Genomic DNA, 11,399 nt, shown 5'->3' on the forward strand with positions numbered 1-11,399 from the left:
GCTGGATCGTGCCGGCAGCGGTCATCAACATCGGCATGTAGCGATCCAGGGCCGCCGCCGCCAGCAGCACCGCCTTGTAGCCGGCGATATTTGCTTGGGACGAGAGCACGTCCATGCTCTGGGCCCTGCTGATGCGGGGCAACAACTCCAGGGCGAAGGCTGAAACCCCACGGCTATTGAGGGTTTGCACCATCGGTTCGGCGCCGTAGGGGGAAAGCAGGCCCGCCAGCAGGGCACCAGCCTTGAGCCGCCCGAGGGATTCAGCTGGCGGGGTGTTCACACAGAGCACCACATCGGTGGAGGCCCAGGCCCGCTCCGGCTCGCCGATCAATGCGGCCCCAGCGGCGGCGTAATCGGCGTCGGCATAGCCAGCCCCAACCCCGGCTCCCTGCTCAACCTGCAAAGTAAAGCCCTTGGTCGAAAGCCTTTTCACCGTTTCCGGTGTGGCCGCCACCCGTTTCTCGCCGTGGCGCTCTTCCCTGGGGATGAATACATCTGGCAAACCTGATCCCCCTGGAGACATAGCTCCCAATCTCAGTTCAATGTGCAACAGGAGCCCAGGCAGTGGCGGCAAATGTGCGCAGTTGCCCACCCTTTGTCATCAGAGCAACGGCGTCACACCACCGGCAGCAGCTCCTGCTCAATCGCTTCCGCCTGGGGGACACAACCCTGACGGCGCAACAGCCTGGCCCGCAAAATCATCGGGTCTATGTCGCACTCAAGCCAGAGACAGGCCTCCAGATGGAGCCTGCGCTGGGCCAGGGGAAGCACCCACGGCTCCGACTGGGGAGACGACTGGGCCATGGAACGGTCAAGCCAGAGAATATGAACAAAAGCTAGAGAAGCGGCAGCAAATGCCCATAGGCCAGAACACCTAATCGGCCCGCTCTGCGCCCACAATGCGGCGATGCACAGACCCCGATCCAGGCAAGGAGATGGCCCCACCATCCTTTGACCTGGTTCCCAGGCCAGCCCATGACCAAACTCCCAGGCCAGCCAATCTGGAGCCAAGGGATTGGCAGCGCCAGCTGATCCAACTGCTGAGGGCCCGCCTATTGCGGGGCGCGGAGGCTGACGTGCTGATCCATGCGGGGCCAGGGGCAGGCAAAACCCTCGGAGCCCTGCTTGGTTTCCAGAAGCTGCACAGGGAGCAACGGCTTGAACGCTTTTTGGTCTTTTCCCACCGCAGCTCGATCGCCCGCCAATGGCGACAAGCCGCCGAGCGCCTGGGGCTGCGGCTGCTGGAGTGGGATCCCGACCAGGGCCTGGCGGCGATCCCCCAGAACGAGACCTGGCATGGCCTGCAATTGAGCTATCAGGCCGCTGGGCGCCATTGCCAGCGGTTGCTGGAGGAATTGCCCCACGCCGGGTTTGGGCGCTGGATGGCCATCGCCGATGAGGTGCACCACCTTGGGTTGGATCCGGATGAACCGGAGGCGGCCGCCTGGGGTCATGCCTTTAGCCGCCTGACCGGCACGGCCCAACTGCGCCTGGGCCTAACTGGCACCCCATTTCGAGCCGACAACCTGGCCTTTTGCGCCGCAAAGCGGGTGAAGGTCCGCGATGGGGACCAAATCGTCGAGCGGATTGCCCCCGACCTCAGCGTGGAACCCCGTCAGCTGATCAATGCGGGGGATGTGCGCCCCCTGGAATTTCGCTTTCAAGATGGCTGGGTTGAGCATGGGCGGCGCCACGAGCCCGGCGATCGGGAGACCTCCCCCCTCTCGGCGGAGGAGAGGGAAAGCTGGCGCTCCCGCAATTTGCGTAGGGCCATCCAGCTGGGCGACGACAGCAGCATCGCCCTGCGGCTGCTGCTCAATGCCCGCAGCCGGCTGGAGCTGGTGCGCCAGGAGCACCCAGGGGCGGGCGGCCTGGCCATTGCCCGGGACATCGCCCACGCCCGGCAACTGGCGGCCCTGCTTGAAGAGCAGGGGGATCGGGTGCATCTGGTGCACTCCCAGGACCCGGAAGCCGCCATGCGCTTGGCCTCCTTTCAGGCCGGTGAAGCCGATTGGCTGGTGAGCATCGACATGTGCGCCGAAGGCTTTGATGCCCCCAGGTTGCGGGTGGTGGCCTATCTCACCACCGTGGTGACCCGCAGCCGTTTTGTGCAGGCGATCACCCGGGCAGTGCGCATGGACGGCCAGCGCTCGGCCCTGGAGACGATTCCTCGCCATCCCTCCTACGTCTATGCCCCCGCCGATCCCCTGTTGATCAGCTATGCGCGCACCTGGTCGCTGAGCGAGCCCTATCTCCTGCGGCCAAAGCTGGCCCTGAGTCCAGCCCCGGATCCTGGTGCCGGGCCGGGGGCCGCCGGGCTGCCCCTAGAAGCAATCGGTGAACAGCTCGGAGGGGTGCTGCGCATCGGCGGTCCCCAACTGCCCCAGATTCGCCGCAAAAGCGCCTAATTAACCCTCAATAAGAGCCGGTTAAGAGCAAATCTAAAGCCAATAATTGCGACATTGTTTCAATCGATACCTTCGCCAGGGCCAGCGACCGGCAACATGGCGCCATCCAAGGGGGAAGGGGGAGGAATGGAAGCTTCAATCGAACGAAAATTAAGCGTTGCAGTCAGTTGGGCACTGGCTCGAGTCGCCACCCATGATTCCCTTGAGCGCTATGAAGAAAGCTATGCCCTCAGCGAAGAATTTCGCGAATGGCTGCTCTGCCTCGACGACCATCCTGAATTGCTTGAAACAACGGTGCTGATGGTGCCAAACAATTTAGAGCAGTGGCTCAGTACTTCCAGCGCTCAATACGGAATGCGCCAGCGAGAAGAAGACGGAATCCTGGAAATTTGAGCCAAATCTAAAGAGAATCGAAAGGAAATTCCCTCCTTTTCCGTTCATGGCGGCGACCTTCTTGCGGGGGGCGGGGCGGGGGACGGGGGGCAAACGCGACCATCGGCGCGAACCGATAGGCTTAAGTCATAGTCAATCCGCTTAAGCCATGGGTACGGGCAGTCCGGAAGTTCAAAACCTGGTGATCGTGGGTTCCGGGCCCGCCGGCTACACCGCGGCGATTTATGCGGCCCGGGCCAACCTCAATCCCATTCTGATCACTGGCTTTCAAGACGGAGGCATCCCCGGCGGCCAGCTAATGACCACCACGGATGTGGAGAATTATCCGGGCTTCCCCGACGGGATCATGGGCCCTGAGCTGATGGACCGCATGCGCGCCCAAGCCGTGCGCTGGGGCACCCAACTGGTGGAGGCCGACGCCGACGCGATCGATCTTTCCAGTCGCCCCTTTCGCATCGAGGCCGAGGGTCAAACCATCTCCGCCCAGGCCGTGATCATGGCCACAGGAGCCAAGGCCAACCGCCTTGGCTTGCCCAGCGAGGAACGTTTTTGGAGCAGGGGGATCAGTGCCTGTGCAATCTGTGATGGGGCCACACCCCAATTTCGTGATGAAGAGCTGGCGGTTGTGGGCGGCGGAGATTCGGCCTGCGAAGAGGCCGTCTACCTCACCAAATACGGCAGCAGGGTTCACCTAATCGTGCGGGGAGAGCGCCTCAGGGCCAGTGGTGCCATGGCCGATCGGGTGCTGGCCAATCCCAACATCACCGTGCACTGGAACCGCCAGGTGCTGGATGTGGACGGCGACCAGTGGCTTGCAAGCCTCAGCCTGGTCGAGCCCAGCCACCCAGGATCAGGAAGCAGCCCAGCAGCAGCCAACAACCCAGAAGTTCTGCAGGTGCGCGGGCTCTTCTATGCCATTGGCCACACCCCCAACACCCGGCTAGTGGCGGGCCAGCTGGAGCTGGATTCCCACGGCTACCTGGTGACCAAGCCAGGTCGACCGGAAACCAACCTGGAGGGGGTTTATGCCGCCGGCGACGTGGCCGATGCGGAATGGCGCCAAGGCATTACGGCAGCGGGCAGTGGCTGCCAGGCGGCCCTGGCGGCAGAGCGCTGGCTGACCCACCACGACCTGGCTGTCACGGTGAGCCACAACCCTGTGGATCCAGCCCCCGCGGGCGAAAAGGTCGCCACAGCCGAGAGTGATGCCGAAAACTTTGACCCGGCACACCTTTGGCAGAAAGGCAGCTATGCCCTGCGCAAGCTGTACCACGACAGCCCCAAGCCCCTACTGGTGATGTACACCTCGCCAAGTTGCGGCCCCTGCCACGTGCTCAAACCCCAGCTAAAGCGGGTTCTTGAGGAGCTCTCTGGGGCAGCCCAAGGAGTGGAAATAGACATCGATGCCGACCAAGAAATTGCTCAGCAGGCCGGCATAACTGGAACGCCCACCGTTCAGTTGTTTTTCCAAAAAGAGCTGAAGGAAACCTTCCGGGGCGTCAAGCAGCGCAGTGTCTTTAAGGAGGCCATCTCAGCGCTTCTCTAAAAAGGGCAGGTCTGCTGCCCCAGGCAAGGCCAAGCTTTAGCGACGACGGGGGCCGCCAGGGCGATTGCCCCCTGGGCGAGGACCGGCGGCCGCATTGCGTTCCCGATAGGTGATGCGCCCGCGGGTCAGGTCGTAGGGGCTGATCTCAACCAACACCTTGTCTCCGGCCAGCAACTTAATACGGAATTTGGTGAGCTTGCCCGCCGCACGGCAGAGGCACTGGTGACCGGCCGGCTGCTCCAAGGTGACTAGGTAAAACCCGTTTCCCTGCTCCTTTTCAATCACGCCGGAGGTCTCAATCATGCAGCTGGTTACTCGCGCAAAAAACAGAACGCTGATCTCATCCTAATTGGCGCCCGCCGCGAGACCGATGGCCGCCGCGAGACCAGTGCCAGCCTGGAGGCGATAGGGTCTGGTCGCAAAGGTGCCCAAGCATCCTTACCCAAAACAGCCATGGTCCTGCCCCCAATTTCAATGGATCTCGGCCTGCTGTTGATTTCGATCGGGGTGGTGAACCTCTGGAAAATGCGCCCGTCCTGACCACCCTCATTTTCCATAAGCCCTACGGGGTCCTGAGCCAATTCACCCCAGAGGCCGGCAGTGCCTGGGGATGCCTGGAGGATTTAATTGATATGCCTGGGGTTTACGCCGCCGGGCGGCTGGATGCCGACAGTGAGGGTCTGCTGCTGCTGACAAGCAACGGGAGGCTCCAGCAAAGACTCACCGATCCCGCCTTTGGCCACTGGCGGCGCTACTGGGCCCAGGTGGAAGGCAATGCCGCCGAGCATCCCGAAGCATTGGAGAGCCTGCGCCAGGGCGTGACCATTCAGGGCCAGCGCACCCTGGCCGCCAAGGCCATGCTGCTGCCAGATCCGGGCCTGCCTGAACGCAATCCGCCGATCCGCGAGCGGCAGGCCATTCCCACCAGTTGGCTACAATTGGAATTGCGCGAGGGCCGCAACCGCCAGGTGCGGCGGATGACGGCCGCCGTGGGACTGCCCACCTTAAGGCTGCTTCGGGTGGCCATTGACCTGATGGACGGTGAAGCCCCCCTAGATCTGGAGGGTCTTAATCCCGGGCAATGGCGGCGAGTAAGCCCCGCAGAAGAACAACGCCTAGATCAACTCCTGGTGCCTTCTAAAGACCTAAAACGGGGTTCGCAGGTCCGCACTTCACCCGGTCGCATTCAGCAGGGTCGCCCCTCACCGGGGCGCGGCGGCAGGGCTGGCGGCGGGAAATCCGGCCGGGGAGGCGGAGGTGGATAGGGCGGTTTAGCCGACCACATCCTTGAGTTCACGAACTGTCTGGAGCTGACCGTAGTAGTAGTTGGCCCTTGAGCGTCGATCGGGATCTTCCAGGCTGTCGAGGGCATCAAAGCCGATGGTTTGCCAGAGCTCATGGCCGCAGGCCCGGTTCAACTCATCGACCGCTTCGCTTTCCAAATTGGCCAAACGGCGCTGCAGGTTTTTGATCTGGGCAACGGACATCGCCTGAAAACTTCAATTGGGCAATAGTACAGACGAACTGCCCGGCACGCCAGTGGCCCGAACCGGCAGCCTGGGCCGAACCTCAGAAGGGAAGCTTCTTTTTAGCGTCCTTGTCGAGGTCTGCTTCCATATCTCGCAGCCGCTTGAGGATGGTGTCGTAGTACTCCTTGAGGTAGGCCTCAAGGCCTGTGGTTTCAGCCGGGTCGAGGCCAAAGGCGGCATAGCTGGCCTCCATCGGTGCATCCAGGCCTTGGCCGCCACCGGTCACGGCATCAAAACTAAGCCTTTCGGCCACGTTCAAGCTGGCCTCAAAAAAGCTGGTAACGCCGCGCATCAGCCTCAGGAGAGCGGGCGGCACCCGGAATACCTTGGCGTCCTTGCCCGTGAAACGCTCGCAAAGCTGGGTGATTTCGCCGGTGATCCAGGCCTTGGGGCCCACCACCGGATAGGTCTGGCGGGCTGTTTCCGGATGGGCCAAAGCCGCCACGGCAAAGCGGGCCATGTCCTGGGTATTCATGTAGGCAATTGGCGTTGGGGAGCCGCTAACCCAAACGGTTTGACCCTCCAGCACCGGAATGGCGAATTGACTGATCAAGCCCTGCATGAAAGCAACCCCCTGCAGGATCGTGAAGTCGAGGTCGGAGGCGTTAAGCCATTCCTCCGTGCAGGCCTTGATATCCATCAGGGGTACATCGCGGTGTTTGGCTGCCCCCAACAGAGACACAAACACAAGCCGCTTGATGCCGGAGCGCTGGCAGGCGGCAAAAAGGTTTTGCTTGCCGGTCCAATCGATTTCGTAGGCACTGCCTGGATCGGTTGCCCGGGCAGTGGCGGCGTCGATCAGGGCTTCTTGACCCTCTAGGGCGTAGTCGAGGCTGTCGGGCTCCAGCAGGTCTCCGCGGGTGAGCTCACAGCCCCACTCCTGCAAAAAAGCCGCCTTGCGGGGCGAGCGCACAATGCAGCGCACCTGGTGGCCAGCATCAAGGGCCTGGCGCGCTATCTGGCGACCCAGGGTTCCCGTTGCGCCAACCACCAAAACCCGCATACTCAGCCATCAAGCGGGACCGAGCCTAGGGGCACGCGGGATTAGTCGTTGTCTGCGAATTTGAGCAGCAGGGCGCCGCCCACCAGGCCCACGGGGATCAGCACCCAAAAAGCTGCTGCGATGCCGAAGATTTCAGAGGCCATAGACCGGCATGGGATTGGCTCTCCTATTTAGCAGTTGCCGGGGCCCTGCGGTGACATTGGCTGGCGGTTTGCAAAATCACGGGCCAGGGGGCATCGCTGCGTAGCTGTCCAGCCATCACCCCACTGACGCCGGCCCGATAGCCCTGCTCTTGCAGGGCCAAAACAAGTGCTGCCAGTGGTGGAGGCCCCGTTTGGAGCCGTCGGGCCACCTCGGCGCTGGGCCAGCAGCGGGCCGGCAGACCCGGATCCGCCGCCAGACAGCCCAGTAACCGCAGCGACGCTGGCGAGAACTGCCCATCGGACTCGCGATCTGGCTTGTGCAAAGCAGTTATGTGCAAAGCAGTTTTATGCAAAGCAGCCAAAAATTCTGGTTTCTGCAGGGGGCCAATCCAAAGGGGGCCGCTGATGCTCAAGGGCACCGGAACCGGGCAACTGCAGGGCTGCCACTGGCGCAACTTGATCAGGCTCTGCACCTGCTGATCGCCGCATCCATGGCAATAGGCCATCAGCCCCAACTGCTCCTCCTCAGCCCTGGCTGGCTGGCGCTGCAACCGCAGCGCAGTGCGAAAGGTGCGCCCCTCGCTAAAGGCCAGCAATGGTTCGACGCCCCGGCCCATGGCCCAGGCAGCCCGAGCCACCACCCCGATCTGGAGCCTCAGGGCCAGCTCCCAACTGGCGGGATGGGCCCGGGCGGCGGCACCCAGCAAACGAATCGCCGCCGGGCGGTCGTGGCCCGTGGGGGAGCGTCCGTCGGTGCTGGCCAAATAAATCGCTCCGCCAAATTGCACCGCCTCTAGGGCCAGGGGCAACAGGGCCGTTGGACAGCCAAAGGCATCCAAATCCACCAACTCGAAGCGTTCCTGGCGCTGGAGGCAATCGGCCAAGAGCTGCTGGGCCGTGCGGGCCGTAGTCCGCAACCGCAAAGTTGATTTGCCAGCCGCCAGGGGGGCCAAGTTGGCCTGCAGCAGGGGCAGGCGATCGGGGTCGGCATCGTTGGCCCAAACCTCGCCGGCTCCTCCCTCAACGCCATAGCGGAGGGCCCTGATGCCGCAGCCCGCCATCAGATCGAGCACCCTTACTGGGCCCTGGGCCGCGAGGGTGCGGGCCAGCAAGACGCCTAAATCCCTGGAAGGCCTTGATTGCGGTCGGAAAAAGCCTGCGCCAAGCTGCAGGCTGACCAAACCCTCGCAATAGTGATCCACAGCTTTGGTCAGCAGTTACCTGGGCGCGGGGGGATTGCAGGTCCCCAGCCTGACGCCCCATCGACCGGCGACATCAATTGGGGACTCCACCACCAATGGCACTGGCGCGGCGTGACTTGCCATTGGCGGGTGCTGGGTGATCCGCTCCACCCACCCCTGCTGCTGCTGCATGGCTTTGCTGCCGGTAGCGGCCACTGGCGCCGCAATGCGGCCCCCTTGGCGGCGGCGGGTTGGCGGGTCTATGGCCTTGATCTGGTGGGCTTTGGGGCCTCCAGCCAACCGCGCCTGTGGCTCGACAACAGGCTTTGGGCAAGGCAGGTGCAGACCTTCCTCGAGCAGGTAGTGCGCTCCCCGGCGGTGGTGGTGGGCAATTCCCTGGGGGGCTTGGTGGCCCTCAGCGCAGCCGTGTTCCACCCGCCCTGGGTACGGGCGGTGGCGGCGGCTCCCCTGGCGGACCCGAGCCTGCTGATGGCAGTTCCCGTGCGCTCACCAAGGCGCAAACCCTGGCGGCGGCGGCTTAAGCGTTGGCTGGTGATCAGCCTCTGCCGGCTGCTCCCCCTGGAGTTGCTCGTACCGCTACTGGCCCATTCGCCCCTGCTGAATCTGGGCATTCAGTCGGCCTATCTGACGGCGGTGATGGGGGATCGGGATCTGCACAGGCTGATTGCCAAGCCGGCCCGCAGGCCTGGGGCGGTCAGGGCCCTTAGGTCGATGAGCATCGCCATGGCCCTGAGGCCCCACGGCGCCCTGGCGCCAACCCTGCTGCGGCGATTGGAACAACCTCTGCTCTTGATTTGGGGCCGGGCCGACCAACTGGTGCCGATCGAGGTGGCTAGCCAGGTGGGGGCCCTGCGTCCACAGCTGCCTTTAGTGGTGCTGGAGCACTGCGGCCATTGCCCCCACGACGAGGCTCCCCAGGCCTTCAACCAGGCCCTACTTCAATGGCTTGAACAACTACCCCATTGCCAGGGGGAGCTCCCTGCATAATTTGAAGACAGCCACAGCCCAGGCCGGGCAACAGATGAAGCACACCCTTTCGGTGCTGGTCGAAGACGAGTCCGGTGCCCTGAGTCGAATCTCAGGACTGTTCGCCCGTAGGGGCTTCAATATCGAAAGCTTGGCCGTGGGACCGGCGGAGCGCAAGGGGATTTCCCGCCTAACGATGGTGGTGGATGGCGACGCCCACACCGTTGAGCAGATGACCAAGCAACTCGACAAGCTGATCAACGTGCTCGGGGTGATCGACCTTTCGACAATCCCAGCCGTGGAGCGGGAATTGATGCTGTTGAAGGTGGCCGCACCGGCCGCTAACCGCAGCGCCATATTGGATTTGGCCCAGGTTTTCAGGGCCAACGTGGTGGATGTGGCCGACGACGCCCTAACCCTGGAGGTGGTTGGCGATCCCGGCAAATTGGTGGCCCTAGAACAGGTGATGAAGGCCTACGGCATCCTCGAAATCGCCCGCACGGGCCGTATTTCCCTGGAGCGCGCCTCAGGGGTCAACACCGCATACCTGAAGGCAACCAGCTCCGAAAAGCGGGTGCCGGCCTAGCCGATCGGCGATTACCTAGGGCTTGCCCTGGACCAGGGTGCCCCCGGAAATGACAGTGGCCTTGGTGATTTTGTCGCCCTGCTGGATCTTGTCGACCACATCCATACCCTTACTTACCCGGCCAAAAACCGCATAGCGACCATCCAGCTCAGGCAAGGCCTGCAGAGCCACATAAAACTGGGAACTGGCTGAATTGGGATCGGCTGAGCGGGCCATGGCCACTGCGCCACGCTGGTGGGCCAGCACCAATTGGCGGGTGATGCCGGGGGTCGTGACGGGTACGCCATAGCGGGGCTCGGGCTCCCCCTGGCGCCGAATCTCCAGGGGGATCAGGCGGGATTCCCCAGAGCTGGGATCCACATAGCTACCTGTGCCGTATTGGTTGACGGGCACCTTCGGATCCGCACTGGCGGGGTCACCGCCCTGCACCACAAAGGGCACAGGCTCGCGCACCACCCGGTGGAAGACCGTGCCGTCGTAGACCCCGCGCTTGACTAGGTCGACAAAATTGCCTGCGGTCAGGGGGGCTGCATCCCCACCGAGCTGGATCTCCACCTCCCCCTTAGCCGTTTGGATCTTCACAGTGGCCAGCCCCTTCAGGCAAGGAGCACCGGTGGCACTACAGCCCAACAATTGGGTTGATTGATCGGCGGCGCAGGCGCCGAGGGCAAAGGGGCTAAGACAAAGTAGGCCGCCCAAAAACAGGCCATAAAACCAGCGGCCCATCAGACGCCCTCCAGGGGAACACCCAGGAAACGGGCCAGCTGGGCTCCCGAGAGCTCCAGGTCGGCGAGGGGGAGTGGTTCGCCAACCTGGGTCAGGGGCATGTCCCGGCGACCCTGCACCCGCAAAGCAATGCGCCGCCTTGGGCTCAGCCCATCACGCACATCCACCTTCACGGCCTGGATGTCGCGCAGCGGGATTTGCACATCAATTTTTTGACGAAAACCACGCCTGCTAATGGTGGCGCTGCCGGAAGCCCGGTCGAAACGGTTTGAGCCAGCGCCCACATCTATGGCTATGACAACCCAGAGGTAGGTGGAAAGCAGAATTGCGGCCAGGCCGTAAAGACCCATCACCAAACCCTGGGGCACTAGGGCCAATTCAGCGGGGTGGCCAATCGGCAGCAGATCCACCCCAAAAAAGCTTGAGGCACTGGTCAGGGCAAAGCCCACGCCACCGGTCGTAACAACCGAAGCCACCAAGACATTGGAGAGCCGCCTGGAGCCCAAAACCGATTGCTCCAACAGGTCTGCCGCCTGGGTGGGCGCGGCTGGAGTGGCCATGGGAAATAGGGCTACAACACCTAGCCATCCTGGCGCGGGGGCAGACCACAGCGGCAAAAATCAGAAGAAATACCTAAAAATCAATCCAGGGCTGGGGTTTCAGCCCGTGTCAACTCGGCCCGCAGAACCCGCCGCCGTTGTTACCATCTCGCGGTATCCATCAGTCCCGCGGGTTTTCCGCACAGTTTCACCACCATGACGATCGCTGTAGGGCGCCAGCCAGCAGCACGGGGATGGTTCGACATCCTTGATGACTGGCTTAAGCGCGACCGCTTCGTATTTGTGGGCTGGTCTGGCCTGCTTCTTTTCCCAACTGCCTACTTGGCATTGGGTGGAT

14 protein-coding genes and 2 pseudogenes are annotated in these 11,399 nt (G+C 62.9%); 7 read left to right on the forward strand and 9 right to left on the reverse strand.

What is annotated here, in order from left to right:
- A pseudogene (locus KBY58_RS11340) lies at nt 1-502 on the reverse strand (NAD(P)(+) transhydrogenase (Re/Si-specific) subunit alpha); the annotation flags it as partial.
- 113 nt (nt 503-615) lie between these two features.
- Entirely contained in the window at nt 616-804 is a 189-nt protein-coding gene (locus KBY58_RS11345; RefSeq protein ID WP_255004434.1) for a hypothetical protein, read from the reverse strand.
- 131 nt (nt 805-935) lie between these two features.
- Between KBY58_RS11345 and KBY58_RS11350 the strand changes: the two genes are divergently transcribed.
- The 3 genes from KBY58_RS11350 (at nt 936) to trxB (ending at nt 4,347) form a co-directional block, all read left to right on the forward strand.
- Complete coding sequence (locus tag KBY58_RS11350; RefSeq protein ID WP_255004435.1) at nt 936-2,408, forward strand: DEAD/DEAH box helicase; 1,473 nt, start codon at nt 936-938, stop codon at nt 2,406-2,408.
- 126 nt (nt 2,409-2,534) lie between these two features.
- Nucleotides 2,535-2,801, forward strand: coding sequence for a hypothetical protein (locus tag KBY58_RS11355; protein WP_255004436.1), 267 nt, complete (start codon nt 2,535-2,537; stop codon nt 2,799-2,801).
- A gap of 148 nt (nt 2,802-2,949) precedes the next feature.
- Nucleotides 2,950-4,347, forward strand: a complete 1,398-nt coding sequence (gene trxB, locus KBY58_RS11360) for a thioredoxin-disulfide reductase (RefSeq protein WP_255004437.1) — start codon at nt 2,950-2,952, stop codon at nt 4,345-4,347.
- 36 nt (nt 4,348-4,383) lie between these two features.
- Here the strand turns inward: trxB and infA are convergent, their stop codons facing one another.
- Entirely contained in the window at nt 4,384-4,650 is a 267-nt protein-coding gene (gene infA / locus KBY58_RS11365; RefSeq protein ID WP_094560946.1) for a translation initiation factor IF-1, read from the reverse strand.
- 215 nt (nt 4,651-4,865) lie between these two features.
- On the opposite strand from infA, the gene KBY58_RS11370 reads away from it, so the two are divergent.
- Nucleotides 4,866-5,612 carry a pseudouridine synthase gene (locus KBY58_RS11370; protein ID WP_255004441.1) on the forward strand — a complete coding sequence of 249 codons (747 nt, stop codon included), beginning with the start codon at nt 4,866-4,868 and terminating at the stop codon, nt 5,610-5,612.
- A 6-nt stretch (nt 5,613-5,618) separates the two neighbouring features.
- Here KBY58_RS11370 and KBY58_RS11375 read toward each other — a convergent pair whose 3' ends face one another.
- The 4 genes from KBY58_RS11375 to KBY58_RS11390 form a co-directional block, all read right to left on the reverse strand.
- Complete coding sequence (locus KBY58_RS11375) at nt 5,619-5,834, reverse strand: hypothetical protein (protein ID WP_254933768.1); 216 nt, start codon at nt 5,832-5,834, stop codon at nt 5,619-5,621.
- Between the two features lie 82 nt (nt 5,835-5,916).
- Nucleotides 5,917-6,879: an NAD(P)H-binding protein gene (locus KBY58_RS11380; protein WP_254933769.1), complete on the reverse strand. Its 963-nt coding sequence runs from the start codon at nt 6,877-6,879 to the stop codon at nt 5,917-5,919.
- Nucleotides 6,880-6,920: 41 nt separating this feature from the next.
- Nucleotides 6,921-7,022 (reverse strand): cytochrome b6-f complex subunit PetM, encoded by a 102-nt coding sequence (petM, locus tag KBY58_RS11385; protein ID WP_254933770.1) that lies wholly within the window; start codon nt 7,020-7,022, stop codon nt 6,921-6,923.
- Nucleotides 7,023-7,045: 23 nt separating this feature from the next.
- Complete coding sequence (locus KBY58_RS11390; protein WP_409995755.1) at nt 7,046-8,194, reverse strand: N2,N2-dimethylguanosine tRNA methyltransferase; 1,149 nt, start codon at nt 8,192-8,194, stop codon at nt 7,046-7,048.
- Between KBY58_RS11390 and KBY58_RS11395 the strand changes: the two genes are divergently transcribed.
- Together KBY58_RS11395 and ilvN are read left to right on the forward strand one after the other, a co-directional pair.
- Nucleotides 8,162-9,211, forward strand: a complete 1,050-nt coding sequence (locus KBY58_RS11395) for an alpha/beta fold hydrolase (protein ID WP_261350402.1) — start codon at nt 8,162-8,164, stop codon at nt 9,209-9,211. The genes KBY58_RS11390 and KBY58_RS11395 overlap by 33 nt on opposite strands.
- A gap of 34 nt (nt 9,212-9,245) precedes the next feature.
- Nucleotides 9,246-9,776 carry an acetolactate synthase small subunit gene (ilvN, locus tag KBY58_RS11400; RefSeq protein WP_255004443.1) on the forward strand — a complete coding sequence of 177 codons (531 nt, stop codon included), beginning with the start codon at nt 9,246-9,248 and terminating at the stop codon, nt 9,774-9,776.
- 15 nt (nt 9,777-9,791) lie between these two features.
- Here ilvN and KBY58_RS11405 read toward each other — a convergent pair whose 3' ends face one another.
- Together KBY58_RS11405 and KBY58_RS11410 are read right to left on the reverse strand one after the other, a co-directional pair.
- On the reverse strand, nt 9,792-10,502 hold the full coding sequence (locus tag KBY58_RS11405; protein WP_255004439.1) for a peptidylprolyl isomerase: 711 nt from the start codon (nt 10,500-10,502) through the stop codon (nt 9,792-9,794).
- Nucleotides 10,502-11,062: a photosystem I assembly protein Ycf4 gene (locus KBY58_RS11410; protein WP_255004440.1), complete on the reverse strand. Its 561-nt coding sequence runs from the start codon at nt 11,060-11,062 to the stop codon at nt 10,502-10,504. The genes KBY58_RS11405 and KBY58_RS11410 overlap by 1 nt, the downstream gene beginning before the upstream one ends.
- A gap of 195 nt (nt 11,063-11,257) precedes the next feature.
- Here KBY58_RS11410 and KBY58_RS11415 point away from each other — a divergent pair.
- Nucleotides 11,258-11,399: pseudogene (locus KBY58_RS11415) on the forward strand (photosystem II D2 protein (photosystem q(a) protein)); the annotation flags it as partial.

This window comes from Cyanobium sp. HWJ4-Hawea, from assembly GCF_024345815.1.
Classification (GTDB): domain Bacteria; phylum Cyanobacteriota; class Cyanobacteriia; order PCC-6307; family Cyanobiaceae; genus Cyanobium_A.

Coding starts and splice junctions, on each gene's coding strand:
- KBY58_RS11345 (WP_255004434.1), bottom strand. CDS start 804: ATGGCCCAGTCGTCTCCCCAGTCGGAGCCGTGGGTGCTTCCCCTGGCC.
- KBY58_RS11350 (WP_255004435.1), top strand. CDS start 936: ATGGCCCCACCATCCTTTGACCTGGTTCCCAGGCCAGCCCATGACCAA.
- KBY58_RS11355 (WP_255004436.1), top strand. CDS start 2,535: ATGGAAGCTTCAATCGAACGAAAATTAAGCGTTGCAGTCAGTTGGGCA.
- trxB (WP_255004437.1), top strand. CDS start 2,950: ATGGGTACGGGCAGTCCGGAAGTTCAAAACCTGGTGATCGTGGGTTCC.
- infA (WP_094560946.1), bottom strand. CDS start 4,650: ATGATTGAGACCTCCGGCGTGATTGAAAAGGAGCAGGGAAACGGGTTT.
- KBY58_RS11375 (WP_254933768.1), bottom strand. CDS start 5,834: ATGTCCGTTGCCCAGATCAAAAACCTGCAGCGCCGTTTGGCCAATTTG.
- KBY58_RS11380 (WP_254933769.1), bottom strand. CDS start 6,879: ATGCGGGTTTTGGTGGTTGGCGCAACGGGAACCCTGGGTCGCCAGATA.
- petM (WP_254933770.1), bottom strand. CDS start 7,022: ATGGCCTCTGAAATCTTCGGCATCGCAGCAGCTTTTTGGGTGCTGATC.
- ilvN (WP_255004443.1), top strand. CDS start 9,246: ATGAAGCACACCCTTTCGGTGCTGGTCGAAGACGAGTCCGGTGCCCTG.
- KBY58_RS11405 (WP_255004439.1), bottom strand. CDS start 10,502: ATGGGCCGCTGGTTTTATGGCCTGTTTTTGGGCGGCCTACTTTGTCTT.
- KBY58_RS11410 (WP_255004440.1), bottom strand. CDS start 11,062: ATGGCCACTCCAGCCGCGCCCACCCAGGCGGCAGACCTGTTGGAGCAA.